Raw genomic sequence first — 16,156 nt, 5'->3', positions numbered from 1 at the left:
TCTTTAACGGTTAGCCGGTGCCCAGCATGCTGATGCGCACCAGGTCGGCCACATTATCGACGCCCAGCTTGTCCATCAGGCGCGCCTTGTGCACTTCCACCGTGCGCACGGAAATACCCAGCAGCGGTGCGATATCGCGGTTGTGCTGACCCGTCACCACCAGGTGCATCACTTCCCGCTCGCGCGGCGTCAAGGCGCGCAGCAAGGCTAGCCCCGCCGCTTGCCGCTGCAATTGGCCGCGCGCATGCGCCTCGCGCGAGAACGCTTCATCGATGGCTGCCAACAACTTGTCGTGATCAAATGGTTTTTCCAGGAAATCGCTGGCCTGTGCCTTGAATGCCTGGCGTGCCAGGGCGACATCGCCGTGCCCCGTGATAATGATGACGGGCAACATGCACTCGAGTTCCAGCAAGCGGCGCTGCAGGCTCAGGCCATCCATGCCCGACATGCGGATATCGATCAACAGACAGCCGGCCCACTCGGGCCGCCAGCTGTGCAGGAAATCCTCGCCGCAGGAAAACAGGGCAGTGCGGTAGCCGCGTATGCCCAACAGCAAACCCAGCGCATCGCGCACGGCGGGATCGTCGTCCACGATAAACACCGTCAAATTACTTGTCACCATGCTCTCCTGTAGCGGCCGCACTGGCGCGCGCCAGGGGCAGGATAAAACGAAAAATACCATGCTTACCCACTTCGGCCCAGAGCTGGCCGCCATGCGCTTCGACGATGCTGCGGCTGAGTACGAGTCCCAGCCCCAGGCCGCTGGCCTTGGTCGAGACAAACGGTTCGAACAGGCGTGCCGCCAGGCTATTGGAAATACCGGGGCCGCTATCTTCCACGGACAGGCGCAGCCGCCCGCCTTCGAGCCGCTCGACCGACACCGTGATGCGGCGCTGGCCGCGCCGCTGGCCCATCACCGCATCCTGCGCATTGGCCAGCAAGTTACGCAGCACCAGCTCGATCTGCAGGCGATCGGCGTTGACGGCCAGCGGCGACGGCGGCGCCAGCACCAGCTCGATGCCATGTTCATGGAACAGCGGCGTGAACTGGCGCGCCATGCCCTCGATCAAGGCGCTCGCCTCCACCGCTTCGAGCTGCATCGCACCCGTGCGGAAAAAGTCGCGCAGGCGGCGCACCACGTCTGCGGCGCGTCCCGATTCGACGATCATATGTCCCACTGCGCCCTGCAGCAAGGCGCCAGTCTCGCCCCGCTCCAGCAAGTATTCACACGCCTTGCCATACGTCGACAAGGCTGTCAGCGGCTGGTTCAGCTCATGGGCAAGCGCGGCCGCCATCTCGCCGGCGGCCGCCAGGCGCATCGTGTGCTTCAGTTCGTCGGCCACCTGGCGCATTTCATCGACGACGATGCCGATAAAAAATCCCACCAGCGCCAGCACGGCATCGAGTAGTTGCAATTCATAAAACTGGATATCGACCGCATGCGTCCATTTCACCAGGGTAATGATGCAAAGTTGCAATACAAACACGGCCAGCACGGCGCCATGCAAGCCCTGGCGCGAGGCGGCCCAGATCACGGGGAGAAACAGGAAATAGAAATGCTTGTATTCGGATCGCACGATAGAGCCGAAGAGGCTCCACAGCACGAAGCTGGCCAGGGCCAGATACGCCAGGGTTTCCCAGCGCCAGACGGCAGCATGCAGGCGCTCCCGCCCGCGCTCGCTGAACAGCACCCAGATCAGCGGCATCGACACCAGCATGCCTACTGTATCGCCGATGCCGAAACGCCATACTGCCGTCCCCCATTCGCCGGCAGGGATGCGCCCCGTCAGCGATAGCAAAGAAATATAGCCGAGCGCATTGAGAATGGTGCCCGACAGCACCACGGCGACCCAGGTACCCAGGCGGCGCCGGTTATCGAAGATATCGCTGCTGCTGAAATTGCGGCGCAAGACTGCGCCGATACCTCCATAGCCGAGCACCAGCCAGGCCGAACAGAGCAAGGTCAGGGGCAGACCTGCCGGCATGCCGCGCACCAGCACCTCACCTGCCAGCAAGGCGATAAACCACGGCAGCGCCGCCTTGCGGCCGTGGATCAGCCAAAACACCAGGCCCAGCGCGGGATCGGGATTCCAGGGGGTGATGTTCAACCCGTACATCGGGTTGATATAGGTCGCCCAGTCAAACAGCAAATACAGGCCGACAAAGGCGGGATACGGCAGGTAGCGGGACAGGAATGGGTGCATAACGGTGTTTTTTGACTGTTCTGCATTATGCATCGCAGGCGTGCGCCACGCCATGCCATCTTGCGTTACAAGCGCACATCGTCATGCCATATCAGAAAGCCCGCCAGCGCACTCAGGCCTCGGCCAACGGCAACCTGACTTCCACCAGCAAGCCCAGGCCGCCATTGCCGCTATGCAACTGAATCGTGCCAGCATGCTGGCGCACGACGGAAGCGACGATGGACAAGCCCAGGCCACTGCCCGGCTGCGGCTGCTGCGGCGCGCGGAAAAAGCGGTCGAACACGCGCGCATACAGCGCCGGCGCGATGCCCTGCCCCTGATCGGCCACATGCAACACGGCCTGGCCCCGCTCCGCATGCAGCGACACTGTCACGCTGCTGCCGCGCGGGCTGTACTTGATGGCGTTTTCCACCAGGTTGTCGATCAGCGACACCAGGCTCTCGCGCTGTCCGGGCACGCTGAGCGATACGCTGGCTTGCAACTCGAGCTCGATATCGCCCGCCTGAGCCAGGCCGGACAGCGCCGCCAGCCGGTCTTGCAGCAAGGCATCGAGCGCCTGCCGCCGCGGCAACTCGCCAGCACCGGCCTGCACTTCACTGCGCGTCAGCTGCAGCAGCTGGCCCACCAGGCGCGCGGCACGGTTGCCACTGTTCAAGATACCGTCCAGCAGCTCTTGCTGGCGTGCGTCATGCGCCTGGCCCTGCAAGGCCTCGACATTCACGCGCATGGCCGCCAGCGGCGTACGCAGCTCATGCGTAGCGTCGGCGATGAAGCTGCGTTCACGCGCCGCACTGGCATCGACCCGCTGCAGCAGGGCGTTGATATTGTCGACCAGTCCCGCCAGTTCGCCATGCGGCGGCTTGAACGCCAGCGGACGCAAATCCTGCGGCCCGCGCGCCGCTACCTCCTGCGCCACCTTGCGCCACGGGAGCATCGCAAGGCGGATCGACAGCCAGGCCGGCACCAGCAAGAACGGCAGGCTGATCAGCAGGGGCAGCAGGTAATAGCCATGTGAATTGATCGTGATAAAAAACTGCCAGGGGCCGCCCACCTCCAGCACCGTCACGCGCGTGACACCCTCGGTCAGGCTGCGGCTGCGCCAGGCCTGTCCCTTGATGTAGACCACTTCCATCTGCTCGGGACCGGCGCTGCGGATACCGCTGGGCGCTGCGGGGGACTTGTAGACCAGCGCGCCCTCACGCCAGACAAGGATGCGCGGCGCCAGCTCCGGCACTTTCCCCATTTCAAACTCTTCGCGCAAGGCTTCGTCGATCGCGCGCAAGCTTTGCTCCTGTCGCTGCGGCTGCTCGGCCAGGTTATCGGCCACGCTGATAATGGCGTGCAAGACGCCCCGGCTGACATTGCTCGCTTCGCCCGTGCCCTCGATCAGCACATACGCGACCGCCAGGCTCCACAGCACGGTCAGCATCAGCATTTGTGCCAGCATCAGGCGGCGCACCAGCGTAGGCCGGCGCAGCATGGCCCAGAAACGCCCCATCATGCGCCGCCCCCCGGCGGGGTGGAGGTTTCGCCTTGCTGGTCGATAACATAGCCAACGCCGCGCACGGTACGGATATAGCCTTCGCCTATTTTGCGGCGCAGATTCCCCATATGCACATCCAGGGTATTGCTGGCATTGGCCAGCCCGCCGGGCAGGATATGTTCTTCCAGCACGCGGCGCGTGATGACTCTGTTGGCGCGCATCAGCAAGGTCTTCAGCAAGGCGTATTCACTGGCGGTCAGCTCCACCGGCCGGCCATGTACGCTGACACGGCGCGTGGGCACTTGCAGCAGCAGGCCGCGCAATTCGATGGTGTCGCCATCGAAGCCATAGCTGCGGCGCGCCAGGGCACGCACACGCGACAGCAGCTCGGCCAGCACGAAGGGCTTCACCAGGTAATCGTCGGCGCCGCCGTCCAAACCCCGCAAGCGCTGTTCCAGCGTGTCGCGGGCGCTGAGGATCAGCACCGGCAAGCGGGCCGCGCGCAGCCGGGCCAGCAAATCGAGGCCATCGCCGTCCGGCAAGCCCAGGTCCAGCAGCACCAGCTCACAACTGTCGTGCTCGATGCTGCGCGCCGCATCCTCCAGGCTGCGCACCCAGACCACTTGCATGCCCTGGTCGCGCAAGGCGATCCGCACGCCATTGCCCAGGTCCATATCGTCTTCAATCAGCAGTATCTTCATGATGAGTATTAAACCACCGCAAGCTGAAGAATGGGTAAAGAAGCCATCTTCATGCAATCTTAATAAAAGGCTCATTTTTCCTTCATGGCAAGGATGGATACTGTCGGCTGTCAATCGAGCCAATCCGGACTCGGTTCTCTACCTGACGGAACACTCCATGCACGCACCTACAACCTTGTTGACCTCGCTGGCACTGGCCTGCGGCCTGAGCTTGAACCCCCTGGCAGCTGCAGCGGCGGACCCGGCGGCGGAAAATGTCTTCACCATCGGCGGCGGCGTCGCTGCCGTGTCCAGCTATTCCGGCTCCGAAAAATTGTCGGCCTCGCCGCTGATCATCCTCGATTACGCCATGGCCAATGGCCTGTTCATCAGCACTTCGCGCGGTATCGGCTATGGCGGCCAGGCCGGCCCCCTCAGCTATAGCGCCGCACTGGGCTACCGCGGCAAACGCGAAGACCACAAGCGCACGGGTATCAACGGTTTCGGCGGCAGCGATTATCTGAAGGGCATGGGTGAAGTCAAGGGCAACGCCAGCGCCCTGCTGAGCGCGGGTTATTCGCCATTGCCGGGCCTGTCGCTGAGCGTGTCGAGCGACATTCCCCTGTCGAATCGCGAAAATGGCGCGAACGTGCATTTCGGCGCGACAGGCCAGATCTACGGCCGCGCCGATGCCAAGGGGGCGCAGCAAGACAGCGTGAACATAGGCGGCCAGCTGGGCTGGGGCGAGCGCAAGTACGTACAGACCATGTATGGCGTGACGGCCACCCAGGCCGCAAATACTTCGTTCAAGCAATACACGCCCAAGGGTGGTTTCTATGAAGCGCAGGCCACCGTCAACTGGGAGCACCGCTTCGATGCACGCTGGGGTATCAATACCCTGGTCGGCGTCGAGCACCGCATGGGCGACGCGGCCAAGAGCCCCATCGTGCAGCGCAAGACATCCCCGATCGGCGCCGTGTATGTCACCTACCGCTATTAAAACCGGGGCGGCATAAGGGGAACCCGTACGCTGTTTCGCCAATTTACAGGGGGTGAGGGCATGGATAACATGACATGGTTTTTCGACTATGGCCATCGCTTCCATGCATGCATCGCGCCCTGCCCCGCAACCCCACCGCGCCCACGACAGCGCCGAGGGCGAATACACGGGCGGCAAGCCGGAGCAGGATACCCTGCAGCTGCTCTTGCCAGTCAAACGCGCCAGCGACATCATCTACGGTGCGCGCTACGCCAGGCGCTTGCAGGAATGGGGCATCAAGGTTCGCGTCAGCCTGCTGCACGTGACACCGGCGCTGCCTTACCAGGCCGATGGCTTGCCGCAGCATAGCGCCAGCGACTGCCATGTGCTGGACCTGGCTACGCAGCAGATGATGCACGAGGCGGGACTCTACCTGAGCCGTTCTCATCTCGCCTTCAGCACCCATATTTTTGCCGGCGAGTTGCTGTTCACGATACTCGACACGGCTGAACTGCTGGGTTGCCACGAAGTTATCTTGCCCGCGCACAGGCACAGCGGCTGGCCCCGTCATTTTTCGGGCGGACTGGCCGCCCGGCTGGCGCGTAGCACCCGCAGCACCACCATCTTGCTGGCAAACCACGAGGGCGTCAGCAGCCCGGTACCCGTCTGAGCCAAAACGGCTTGGACGTTCTCTCTTTATCATGGACATGCGCACGATGATGCCAACTATTACCCTGTCTGACGGCTTGATGGCGATGCCAAGCGGCATGCGCCGCTGGCGCGAAATGTTCAAGCTGCATCTGCGCGCCCGCGTGCAACAGCGCCAAACCCGCCTCTGGCTACAACTGCTGAACTCGCATCCGGTTTTTCATGAGCTGATACAAGCTTATCCGCACATGATCCACAAGGTCTACCGGCCTTATGTGACCCTTACACTGAATTGCCGCCAGCGCGTGGAATTGCTGATCGAGCACTACCACTTCATCTTGCAGCAAGGCTGGGGCAAGCTGATGAGCCAAGCGGCCCGCGGCCCCGTGCGCCTCGGCACGGTACCGGGAAAATCGGGCGCGCCTTACCACCTGCAACTGTGTTCGCTGCACCCCATGGACCGCGAAGGCGAGATAGTGCTGCAACTGATGCATGACGACGACGTACTCTATTCGATCGCCTTTTCTTTCTTCGGTTGTCCCCTGCGCGCCACCTTGGGCGTGAGCGTCGGCTGCGTGCAAGGCCCGAAAGGCCAGGAAAGCGCGCACCGCGTGCGCGAGGCAACGCGCGACCTGCACGGCATGCGTCCCAAGACGCTGATGGTGCGCCTGGTACGCCAGTTGGGACACGAACACGGCTGCCGCAAAATGCTACTTGTCGGCAATATCAACCGCGCCGTGCACCACTCTGCCAAGAAAGGCCGTTTGTTCGCCGACTACAATGCCTTATGGCAAGAACTGGGAGCGCAAGCGCGCCAGGATGGCGATTTTGAGTTGGCGTGCGAAGACCTTCCCTTGCCTGCGCTGCAAGAAATTCCTTCAAAAAAACGCTCGGAAGCACGCAAACGCCACGAACTGACGCTGGCCATGATCGCCAGCCTGCGTAGCGGTTTCCACGCCCATCGCAGCACGGTGCAGGTCCCCACGGCAGGCGCTGCGGCAGCGGCCAACGATGTACGGCAATCAGTCGGCCTCGACGACGACGACTACGTTTCCGCTGCCGCCTGAACGGCCCTGTCCACAGCACGATGCCCCGCCCCCGCGTCGTGACTCTCCGTCACTAGCCACACCGCCCTCCCGCTTGCGCCACACGCGTCAACCCGTGCGCGACGTAATCCTGTTACGCTAGCACTATCGGTATGCACTGCGGTGTACCGGTTCCCCCAACGCTTACTAGGAGGCATTCATGCGTGTAGACATCTACCGCCGGGCCGAGCACGACGGCATTTTTTCCTACCTCGCCGTGCCGGAAGGAAAGATCATTCCTGAAGAAGTGACCAATACCGACTGGCAACTCGAAGTACGCGCCAGCGAAGTGGCCGACGATGCCCAGGCCTTGCCCGACTACCATATCGAACAGCCGCACCAGCAGATCGCCGCCAAGGGCTATGCGATCACGGGCCTGAAAGACATGTAAACGAAAAAAGCCAAACCAGCATGTCTGCGGTTTGGCTTTATTGTATGCGCCGGGCGGTGCCGGTCAGTATTCGACCGCCACCTCTTGCGCACCCAGCATTTGCTCCAGCGCCATCTGCAATTCATCCGATGGCGCCACTTTCCACTCATCCCCAAACTGCAGCACGCAACTGACGCCTTGCGGGCTGACCCGCGCAGCGATCGGCAAGCCCGTCTCGGCCCGGTACGGCATGATTACGTCACGGATGCGCTTGGCGTCCAGGGTGGCCGGCAACGTCAGGCCCAGCTGGCGGCCATACTGCACGCGCGCGGCGATGATATCGAAGGCGCTCTCGGCCGTGATGCGCAAGCCGCCCGAAAAGCGGTCTTCCGACACCTTGCCCACGACGGCCAGGAATTCATCTTCCTTGAAGATTTTCCGGTTGGCATCGAACAATTCGCCATACACCGTCACTTCCACCGTGCCGCTCTTGTCGTCCAGGGTGACGATGAGGATCTTGCCGCGCTGCGTCATCTGCGTGCGCAAGCCCGTGATGACGCCGGCCATCATGCGCGGTTCGCGCGATGGCGACAATTCGGACAATTTCGTGCGCGCGAAACGGCGTGCCTCGGGCGCATACGAATCGAACAGATGGCCGGACAGGTAGAAGCCCAGCGCGATCTTTTCTTCCGTCAATCGCTGTTTATCGGTCCACACGGGCACCTTGACGTACTCGGGCGGCGCCACCATGTCGCTGTCGTCGCCGCCGAACAGGCTCACCTGATTCGCCGCCTTGGCAGCCTGGTCGGCGCATTCCATGGCGAACGCCACGGATGCGAGCAGGATGGCGCGGTCGACCTTCAGGCAGTCGAAGGCGCCGCTGCGTATCAAGGACTCGATGGTGCGGCGGTTGATCTGCTTTTTATCCACGCGCTTGCAGAAGTCGAACAGGCTGGTGAAGGGCCCACCGGCCTCGCGCGCGGCAATGATCGCTTCGATGGCGTTCTGGCCCGAGCCCTTCACGGCGCCCAGGCCGTAACGGATCTGCGTGACTTTCTTGCCACTCACGGACGGCGCTGCGCCGCTCGGCGTGAAGCGGTAGTCCGATTCATTGATATCCGGCGGCAACAAGGTCAGCTTGCAGATGTCCAGCGCGTCTTCCACCAGGATCTTGATCTTGTCCGTGTCGTCCATGGCCAGCGACAAGTTGGCGGCCATGAAGGCAGCCGTGTGGTGCGCCTTCAAGTAAGCTGTGTGGTACGACAGCAAGGCGTAGGCGGCGGCGTGCGATTTGTTGAAACCGTAGCCGGCGAACTTTTCCATCAAGTCGAAGATCTCGTCGGCCTTGGCCGCCGTCAAGCCATCCTTGGCCGCACCCGCGCGGAAGATCTCGCGGTGCTCGGCCATCTCTTCGGCCTTCTTCTTGCCCATGGCGCGGCGCAGCATGTCGGCGCCGCCCAGCGAGTAGCCGCCGACGATCTGCGCCATCTGCATCACCTGCTCCTGATACACCATGATGCCGTAGGTTTCGGACAGAATCGCTTCCGTGCGCGGATCGGGATAATCGAAGCGTTCGCCGTGCTTGCGCTTGCAGAAGTCGGGAATCAGGTCCATCGGGCCGGGACGGTACAGGGCCACGAGCGCGATAATGTCTTCGAAGCGGTCGGGACGCGCATCTTTCAGCATGCCCTGCATGCCGCGCGACTCGAGCTGGAACACGGCCACGGTCTTGGCCTTGGTCAACAAGTCGTACGATGGCTTGTCGTTCAGCGGCAAGGTGGCCAGGTCAAAATCGGCTTGCGCGGGATCGAGCTGCTTGATGTAGCGCACGGCGCGGTCGAGGATGGTCAGCGTGGTCAAACCCAAAAAGTCGAACTTCACCAGGCCGACGGCTTCCACGTCATCCTTGTCGTACTGCGACACGACGCCCGAGTCGCCGCCCTGCGTGTACAGAGGGCAAAAGTCTGTCAGCTTGCCCGGGGCAATCAATACGCCCCCCGCGTGCATGCCGATATTGCGCGTGATGCCTTCCACTTGCTGCGCCAGCTCCAGCAATTGCTTGACCTCTTCCTCGTTTTCCAGGCGCTCCTTGAGCAGCGGCTCTTCCTCGATGGCGTCGGCGATCGACACGGGCTTGCCCGGCTTGAACGGAATCAGCTTGGAAATACCGTCGCAGAAGTTGTAGCCGAAATCCATCACCCGGCCCACGTCGCGGATCGCGCCCTTGGCCGCCATGGTACCGAAGGTGGCGATCTGCGAGACCGCCTCCTTGCCATACAAATCCTTGACGTGCTGGATGACGCGGTCGCGCCCTTCCTGACAAAAGTCGATATCGAAGTCGGGCATCGAGACGCGTTCAGGATTCAGAAAGCGCTCGAACAGCAGGTTGTACTGCAATGGATCAAGGTCGGTAATGAGCAGCGAATACGCCACCAGCGAACCGGCACCGGAACCGCGCCCCGGGCCGACGGGCACGCCGTTTTCCTTGGCCCACTGGATAAACTCGGCCACGATCAGGAAGTAGCCGGGGAACTTCATGTTGCAAATCGTGTCCGTCTCGAACTTCAGACGCGACTCGTAGCGCGGGCGCTCCTTTTCACGGCGCTCGGGATCGGGATACAGCTGTAATAGCCGCTTTTCCAGGCCGGCCTGCGATTCGGCAACGAGGAACTCGTCGATCGTCATGCCGGGCGGCGTGGGGAAATTCGGCAGTTGCGGCTTGCCCAACGTCAAGGTCAAGTTGCAGCGCTTGGCGATTTCCACGGAATTGGCCAGCGCGGCCGGCAGGTCGGCAAACAATTGCGCCATGTCGGCCTGCGACAGGAAGCGCTGGCTGTCATTGAAACGTTTCACCCGCTTGGCGTTGGCCAGCATTTCGCCTTCGGCGATACAGGTGCGGGCTTCGTGGGCGATAAATTCTTCAGGAGAAATGAATTGCACGGGATGCGTGGCCACCACGGGCAGACCCAGCTTGGCTGCCAGGGCCACCGCATGGCGCACCTGCGCTTCCTGGTTGGCCTGGCCGCCGCGCTGGATTTCAATATAAAAATGGCCAGGGAAAATCTCGGCCCAGCGCTGCGCGTTGCGCTCGGCCAGCGCCAAATTGCCATTTTCGATGGCGATGCCGACATCGCCGAAATGCGCGCCGGACAGCACGATCAAGCCATTCGCCGCGCTTTCGCCCGGGTACAGCTCGTAGGTATTCGTCGCCAGCGCCTGCAGCCACTCGACGCGCAGTTCGGCGCGTCCTTTGTATTGGTTGGTCAGCCAGGCCATCGACAGCAGTTCGCACAGTTGCAAATAGCCCATGCGGTTCTTCGCCAGCAACAGCAAACGTGACGGCTTTTCGCGGTTGTCGTCATTCGTGATCCACACGTCGACGCCGACGATGGGCTTGATGCCCTTGCCGCGCGCTTCCTTGTAGAACTTGACCATGCCAAACAGGTTCGACAGGTCGGTGACGGCCAGCGCCACCTGCTTGTCCTTCGCCGCAGCCTTGACGACATCGTCGATGCGCACCAAACCATCGACGATCGAGTACTCCGAGTGCACGCGCAAATGGACGAAGGCAGGACCGGGCTGCATCGCTTGCTGTGAACCTGCCGGAGTGCCGGCCTCTTGCATAACCATTTCCATCCTGTGTACCGTTTCGTGCAAAATTCAATGGGGTCTATTCTACCGCGTCGCGGGTGTGCACCGGGTATCCTACCTGGCCTCTCGGGCTTATAATATCGGCTGTTCAGTCTAAGCCGATCGCCATCATGCAAGCCATCACGCAAGCCACACCCGCCGTTTCCGCCGCCGCCAGTACTTTTGTCAATATCGCAGCGTATAAATTCATTACGCTAGCCGATACGGAAGCCATGCGTCCCTTGTATCAAGAGCAATGCCTGGCGCTGGCGCTGAAGGGCACGATCCTGCTGACGCCGGAAGGCATCAATCTGTTCCTGTCGGGCACGCGCGAACATATCGACAGCTTCCTCGCCTGGGTCCGCAGCGACGAGCGTTTGGCCGATCTGGAATGGAAGGAAAGCTTGTCGAATGAGCAATCGCACAAGCGCATGCTGGTCAAGCTGAAAAAAGAAATCATCACCATGCGCATGCCGCTGATCAAGCCGGAACTGGGCCGCGCCCCATCCGTCGACGCGCATACGCTCAAGCGCTGGCTCGATGCCGGCGTCGACGACGCGGGCAAACCCGTGGTCATGATGGAAACGCGCAATGCCTTTGAAGTGGACGTGGGGACGTTCAACAACACGTTGGATTACCGTATCGACAAATTTACAGAATTCCCGGCCGTTGCCGCCGCGCACAAGGATGAACTGGAAGGCAAGACCGTCGTCACCTTCTGCACGGGCGGCATCCGCTGCGAAAAGGCCGCCATCCACATGAAGGAAATCGGCTACGACAGCGTGTACCAGCTCGACGGCGGCATCCTGAAATATTTCGAGGAAGTGGGCGGCGAGCACTATACGGGCGACTGCTTCGTCTTCGACTACCGCACGGCCCTGAACCCGAAACTGGAACCGACGGAAACCGTGCAATGTTTCGTCTGCCGCGCAGTCGTCACGCCGCGCCAGCAACTGGCGCCGGAATATGTGTATGAGGTGTCTTGCCCGCATTGCTACGGCAACAAGAACTAGCCCCCTGCCTTGCCCATGCGCGCTAGGTGGCGCGCAACAGCGTCACTCCCGCCAGCGCGCCAGAGGCGTGCCAACTGCGCATGTCATAATTCACGCTATTGCCCGCTTCCGGGAAACGCCACCATGCATAGTAAAGACAAGTAATAAAAAAATGACAAAACAGTGCTTGGCCATCGCGGTCGTCATACCCAGTTACAAAGTAGATAGGCACATCCTTTCTGTCATCGCTCAGATTGGCGCAGAGGTGAGCCGTATTTACGTCGTCGACGATTGCTGCCCGGACCGCTCCGGCGACCTAGTGGAGCGGCACTGCCGCGACCAACGCGTGGTCGTGCTACGCCACGCCGAAAACCAGGGCGTCGGCGGCGCCGTCATGACTGGCTATCGCGCCGCACTGGACGATGGCATGGATATCATCGTCAAGGTCGATGGCGATGGCCAGATGGATCCCGCATGCATTCCCGACTTTATCGCTCCGATTGTCGCTGGCGAAGCCGACTACACCAAGGGTAACCGCTTCTACGATCTGGAAAGCGTGCGCAGCATGCCCAAGGTGCGTCTTTTTGGCAATGCAATCCTGTCTTTCATGAGCAAGATCTCTTCCGGCTATTGGGACATCTTCGATCCGACAAACGGCTATACCGCCATCCACTGCGAGGTGGTACGCCACCTGCCGATGCAAAAAATCAGCCGGCGTTATTTTTTTGAAACTGATATCTTGTTTCGCCTCAATACATTGCGCGCAGTCGTCGCCGATATCCCCATGGATGCAAAATACGGCGATGAAGTCAGCAATCTGAAGGTTTCCCAAGTTGTGCTTGAATTTTTTGCCAAACATATGCGCAATTTCTTCAAACGTATTTTCTACAACTATTATTTGCGGGACCTGTCCATTGCCTCCATTGAACTGCCCATCGGTGTTCTGATGCTTGCCTTCGGGTGCGTGTTTGGTGCGACACAATGGCTGCATTCCGTACATGACGCTATGCCCGCTTCGGCAGGAACAGTCATGCTGTCAGGCTTGCCGGTGATTATCGGCCTGCAATTAATACTGGCCTTTCTCGGACACGATATCAGCTCGATCCCTAAAAAACCATTCCATCGCATTCGGCGTGGCAGGAAGTGAAGGCTAGATGCATCGCCTGACAGAGAAAACGCAGGCAATGGCAGAAAACTGTGTCCGTGCGATGGATACGGCGCACCGGGCAGCGCGTCCCAGCAACTCTATGGAGATAAAGTATGACTTACATCGTGGCCCTGTTATGTGTGCTTGGCATTGCAGCCGGACAAATCCTGTTTAAAATCAGTGCCAATGGATTGCTGCAAAGCGGCAGCTTTTTTTCCGTCAAAACCCTGGCAGCACTGTCGGCGGCAATCTTCCTCTATGGGTTGACGACGCTGGCCTGGGTCTGGGTATTGCAGCGCGTCGAACTGGGCCGGATCTACCCGCTGATGGCGCTGGCCTTCGTGCTGGTGCCGATCGGCAGCCATTTTCTCTTTGGTGAGCGTTTCCAGACCCAATACATGATCGGTGTCGCGCTGATCATCGTCGGCATCCTTGTTGCAACGAAGGCATAAGCACACTGTTACCGCCACTCACGGTGCGGGTCCATTCTCTTGCTCGAATTTGAAGTTACCCATGAAAAATCAGGTTTTCACTCCCTTGGCCATTGCCCTGACAACCATCGTCCTGGCTGTCATCTGGTTCTGCTTTGCCCCCGGCTTCATGTCATATGATTCCATGGTGCAATACAAGACGGCACTGAATCAGTATTATACGGATAGCAATCCCGCCATCATGTCCTATGTGTGGCATCTGTGCATGTATCTGGTTTCTGGCCCGCAAAGCCTGCTGATGCTGCACCTCGCCTTGTTGGCGGCAGGCATCCTGATATGGTACGGCAATATGCCACAGCGTGGCTGGGCTCTGCTGATTCCCGCCATGTGCCTGCTGCCATGGGTCGTCAACTTTGCCGGGGTGCTGTGGAAAGACGTGGGCATGGCCTTCGCCCTGCTCGTGGCGACGGGACTGCTGTACACGAAAACGAAGAACTGGCGCGTGGCCGCCCTGGGCATCCCCTTCATTTTCTATGCGTCCGCTGTCAGGCACAATGCGATCCTGGCCATCGTGCCCCTCATCTATTATGCACTGCGCTACTTCTGGCCGACACGATCCGTCGTACAAGTGGCGATCTTGAGCGTGCTGCTGTCCGCCACCCTGCCCCTGGCCACATCGGTTCTCAGCTACAACGTCCTGCATGCGGAGAGAAAACACTTTGAAACACTAACGATGGGGGATGAAGTGGCCAAGATCGCCTTCATGACGGGCGAAAACTTGATGCCTTGGGTAAAGCCTGAAGATAATGCCGCTTGCTCACCCATGCCTATCCAATATGAACGGGCGATGTGCTTTGTACGCAAAGGTTACGACCCTAGCGGCAGCCTGTTTGCCGGCATGCCGCATACGGAGGCCCATGCCTTATGGAAAAAGACCATCCTCGAGCATCCTCTGCCGTACCTGCAGATCAAGGGCGGAGCATTCCTGTATTTCCTGCGCTCGCCTACGCTGGAACCCTACTATGCCTGGCACCCAGGCATCATGGGCAATGAATTGGGAATCAAACTGGACAATCCGAAACTGGCGCACCTGATGCAAGCCTATGTCGAAGGCTGCCAAGTCACGCCGCTGGCAGAACTCTTCAAACCGTATTCCTGGCTTCTGTTGGCAATCGCCATGATGGTGCTTGGCTGGCGCATGCCTCCATCGCTGGAAAAGACCCAGATACTGGCATTGAACGCCTCTGCGCTCGGCTACTTCCTGGGCTATCTGGCGAGCGTACCGTCAGCCGATTTCCGCTATATTTACTGGTGCATCATCGCCACCAGCCTGTCCATCATCATCTGGCTGGCGGCGCGCGCCGGCGCGCACGCTGGCCTGGCCAAACACTAGCGGCCAAGCTCCACCGCATCGATCGTCAGCATAGAGCAAGCGTCGGGAGAGTCGAGATCGATGCGCACCGCGGTGATCGTGGCCGTTGGCTGCCATGCCGGCAACGTCGCCAGATCGATGGAATTACTGCCTGGCGTAGCCATGAAACGTACGCTGAGCGCTTCACTCGGATGGCCGTCCGCGGCATGCCACAACAGTTGTACCGGCACCGCCACGGACTTGTCGTCACAGCCCAGATTAAACGTCACTCTGGACGCCTCGGCGGCGCGTACTGCCGGTGCGAGCTTGAAAGTAAGGAAAGCATCGCCACCGGTGACCCGGTAAGCCCGGGAAGCAGGCACTGCTGCAAGGTCATTTGCCGAGGACTCCGTGCCACGCGCCATGGCCACGAAATTGGCCGGCTTGGCCGTCACATGCAGGGGCGGCGCCTGTTCGAAGCGGGGTGCTCTCGCATTGCGCTCGACAACGGTGAAAAACACATAATCGGGCTGATACTTCTGCACCAGCTTCACCACCATGGCGGCATCGCTCACCCCATAATGAATCTGCAAGGTTTCACTGAACGTCGCTGCCATATAGGGCGACATGGCAGTACCGAAAGAATCTCGCAGCCACAGCACTTTCTTTCGATTCAGCGCATTGGGTGATTTGACAAGCACCGGCGCACGTGGCGCGCCCACTTCCGGATTCCCGCCCGATTCCAGCAGACGGCCTGTATCAAAGTCATATTTCGCGGTCTCCACTGGACGCCCGATATCAATCTCGACAGGAATCTCGCTGTCATGCAAGGTCTCGCTCAGCTTAAGGAAGTTGGCCAGATCGCCCCCGTTGCGCTGACTGGCAGTACCGGGCTGCACCTGTTGTCCGGAGAGCGTATGCAGTCCCGGTGCAGTGTGTGCCAGCTCGTCGCCGAGCGCTCGCATGGCAACCCATCCACCAAGCCGGTTCCAATGGGTGTCGGTCTTGTAGTAAAGGGCTTGCGAAAATTCTGTCCTGGCTTTCAGCATGGCAGGCCGCACATCGACATACTGGCCTGGCTTCATGCCAGCGATGAGGGTATCGGTAGCCGATGGCTCGAGCGCTTGCGCCCAGCCAGGTGCCATTCGCCATACAC

General features: G+C 60.5%; 14 protein-coding genes. 8 read left to right on the top strand and 6 right to left on the bottom strand.

The annotated features are described in order from the left end of the window. Window positions 1-10: 10 nt before the first annotated feature. The 4 genes from CSZ94_RS13900 to CSZ94_RS13885 form a co-directional block, all read right to left on the bottom strand. Complete coding sequence (locus CSZ94_RS13900; protein WP_102122042.1) at window positions 11-622, bottom strand: response regulator transcription factor; 612 nt, start codon at window positions 620-622, stop codon at window positions 11-13. Further along, window positions 609-2,204, bottom strand: a complete 1,596-nt coding sequence (locus CSZ94_RS13895) for an ATP-binding protein (RefSeq protein ID WP_102122068.1) — start codon at window positions 2,202-2,204, stop codon at window positions 609-611. The genes CSZ94_RS13900 and CSZ94_RS13895 overlap by 14 nt, the downstream gene beginning before the upstream one ends. A 112-nt stretch (window positions 2,205-2,316) precedes the next feature. Next, entirely contained in the window at window positions 2,317-3,705 is a 1,389-nt protein-coding gene (locus CSZ94_RS13890; RefSeq protein ID WP_102122041.1) for a sensor histidine kinase, read from the bottom strand. Next, window positions 3,702-4,388 carry a response regulator gene (locus CSZ94_RS13885; protein WP_102122040.1) on the bottom strand — a complete coding sequence of 229 codons (687 nt, stop codon included), beginning with the start codon at window positions 4,386-4,388 and terminating at the stop codon, window positions 3,702-3,704. Before CSZ94_RS13885 ends, CSZ94_RS13890 begins: the two co-directional genes overlap by 4 nt. A gap of 157 nt (window positions 4,389-4,545) precedes the next feature. On the opposite strand from CSZ94_RS13885, the gene CSZ94_RS13880 reads away from it, so the two are divergent. The 4 genes from CSZ94_RS13880 to CSZ94_RS13865 all read left to right on the top strand — a co-directional run bounded on the left by CSZ94_RS13880 (window position 4,546) and on the right by CSZ94_RS13865 (window position 7,470). After that, a complete protein-coding gene (locus CSZ94_RS13880; protein WP_180977475.1) occupies window positions 4,546-5,367 on the top strand; it encodes a MipA/OmpV family protein in 822 nt (273 codons plus the stop codon). Between the two features lie 88 nt (window positions 5,368-5,455). Next, window positions 5,456-6,016, top strand: a complete 561-nt coding sequence (locus tag CSZ94_RS13875; protein ID WP_102122038.1) for a universal stress protein — start codon at window positions 5,456-5,458, stop codon at window positions 6,014-6,016. Between the two features lie 46 nt (window positions 6,017-6,062). Further along, the gene (locus tag CSZ94_RS13870; RefSeq protein WP_180977474.1) at window positions 6,063-7,061 is read left to right on the top strand and encodes a VirK/YbjX family protein; all 999 of its coding nucleotides are present in this window, start codon (window positions 6,063-6,065) and stop codon (window positions 7,059-7,061) included. Between the two features lie 178 nt (window positions 7,062-7,239). Beyond that, complete coding sequence (locus tag CSZ94_RS13865; RefSeq protein ID WP_102122036.1) at window positions 7,240-7,470, top strand: DUF6139 family protein; 231 nt, start codon at window positions 7,240-7,242, stop codon at window positions 7,468-7,470. Window positions 7,471-7,533: 63 nt separating this feature from the next. Here the strand turns inward: CSZ94_RS13865 and dnaE are convergent, their stop codons facing one another. Next, a complete protein-coding gene (gene dnaE / locus CSZ94_RS13860; RefSeq protein ID WP_102122035.1) occupies window positions 7,534-11,073 on the bottom strand; it encodes a DNA polymerase III subunit alpha in 3,540 nt (1,179 codons plus the stop codon). Between the two features lie 137 nt (window positions 11,074-11,210). On the opposite strand from dnaE, the gene CSZ94_RS13855 reads away from it, so the two are divergent. From CSZ94_RS13855 to CSZ94_RS13840, 4 genes are all read left to right on the top strand, one after another. Then, the gene (locus CSZ94_RS13855; protein ID WP_102122034.1) at window positions 11,211-12,092 is read left to right on the top strand and encodes a sulfurtransferase; all 882 of its coding nucleotides are present in this window, start codon (window positions 11,211-11,213) and stop codon (window positions 12,090-12,092) included. Between the two features lie 166 nt (window positions 12,093-12,258). Continuing rightward, the gene (locus tag CSZ94_RS13850) at window positions 12,259-13,218 is read left to right on the top strand and encodes a glycosyltransferase family 2 protein (RefSeq protein ID WP_258000972.1); all 960 of its coding nucleotides are present in this window, start codon (window positions 12,259-12,261) and stop codon (window positions 13,216-13,218) included. A gap of 113 nt (window positions 13,219-13,331) precedes the next feature. Then, window positions 13,332-13,670, top strand: coding sequence for an EamA family transporter (locus CSZ94_RS13845; protein WP_102122032.1), 339 nt, complete (start codon window positions 13,332-13,334; stop codon window positions 13,668-13,670). 61 nt (window positions 13,671-13,731) lie between these two features. Further along, window positions 13,732-15,042: a hypothetical protein gene (locus tag CSZ94_RS13840; RefSeq protein WP_102122031.1), complete on the top strand. Its 1,311-nt coding sequence runs from the start codon at window positions 13,732-13,734 to the stop codon at window positions 15,040-15,042. Here CSZ94_RS13840 and CSZ94_RS13835 read toward each other — a convergent pair. Further along, window positions 15,039-16,085 carry an alginate O-acetyltransferase AlgX-related protein gene (locus CSZ94_RS13835; protein ID WP_180977472.1) on the bottom strand — a complete coding sequence of 349 codons (1,047 nt, stop codon included), beginning with the start codon at window positions 16,083-16,085 and terminating at the stop codon, window positions 15,039-15,041. The two genes, CSZ94_RS13840 and CSZ94_RS13835, sit on opposite strands and share 4 nt — an antisense overlap. Window positions 16,086-16,156 lie beyond the last annotated feature (71 nt).

Origin of the sequence: Janthinobacterium sp. ROICE36 (genome assembly GCF_002869965.1) — a bacterium.
Taxonomy (GTDB): domain Bacteria; phylum Pseudomonadota; class Gammaproteobacteria; order Burkholderiales; family Burkholderiaceae_D; genus Janthinobacterium.
Note: the sequence above shows the minus strand (reverse complement) of the source record. Positions and strands in the feature narration are given on the sequence as shown.

Excerpts from the sequence above, each read along its gene's own strand:
- CSZ94_RS13875 (WP_102122038.1), top strand. The coding sequence starts at position 5,456 with ATGGCCATCGCTTCCATGCATGCATCGCGCCCTGCCCCGCAACCCCAC.
- CSZ94_RS13890 (WP_102122041.1), bottom strand. The coding sequence starts at position 3,705 with ATGATGGGGCGTTTCTGGGCCATGCTGCGCCGGCCTACGCTGGTGCGC.
- CSZ94_RS13900 (WP_102122042.1), bottom strand. The coding sequence starts at position 622 with ATGGTGACAAGTAATTTGACGGTGTTTATCGTGGACGACGATCCCGCC.
- CSZ94_RS13880 (WP_180977475.1), top strand. The coding sequence starts at position 4,546 with ATGCACGCACCTACAACCTTGTTGACCTCGCTGGCACTGGCCTGCGGC.
- dnaE (WP_102122035.1), bottom strand. The coding sequence starts at position 11,073 with ATGCAAGAGGCCGGCACTCCGGCAGGTTCACAGCAAGCGATGCAGCCC.
- CSZ94_RS13845 (WP_102122032.1), top strand. The coding sequence starts at position 13,332 with ATGACTTACATCGTGGCCCTGTTATGTGTGCTTGGCATTGCAGCCGGA.
- CSZ94_RS13870 (WP_180977474.1), top strand. The coding sequence starts at position 6,063 with ATGATGCCAACTATTACCCTGTCTGACGGCTTGATGGCGATGCCAAGC.
- CSZ94_RS13865 (WP_102122036.1), top strand. The coding sequence starts at position 7,240 with ATGCGTGTAGACATCTACCGCCGGGCCGAGCACGACGGCATTTTTTCC.
- CSZ94_RS13855 (WP_102122034.1), top strand. The coding sequence starts at position 11,211 with ATGCAAGCCATCACGCAAGCCACACCCGCCGTTTCCGCCGCCGCCAGT.
- CSZ94_RS13895 (WP_102122068.1), bottom strand. The coding sequence starts at position 2,204 with ATGCACCCATTCCTGTCCCGCTACCTGCCGTATCCCGCCTTTGTCGGC.
- CSZ94_RS13885 (WP_102122040.1), bottom strand. The coding sequence starts at position 4,388 with ATGAAGATACTGCTGATTGAAGACGATATGGACCTGGGCAATGGCGTG.
- CSZ94_RS13840 (WP_102122031.1), top strand. The coding sequence starts at position 13,732 with ATGAAAAATCAGGTTTTCACTCCCTTGGCCATTGCCCTGACAACCATC.
- CSZ94_RS13835 (WP_180977472.1), bottom strand. The coding sequence starts at position 16,085 with ATGAAGCCAGGCCAGTATGTCGATGTGCGGCCTGCCATGCTGAAAGCC.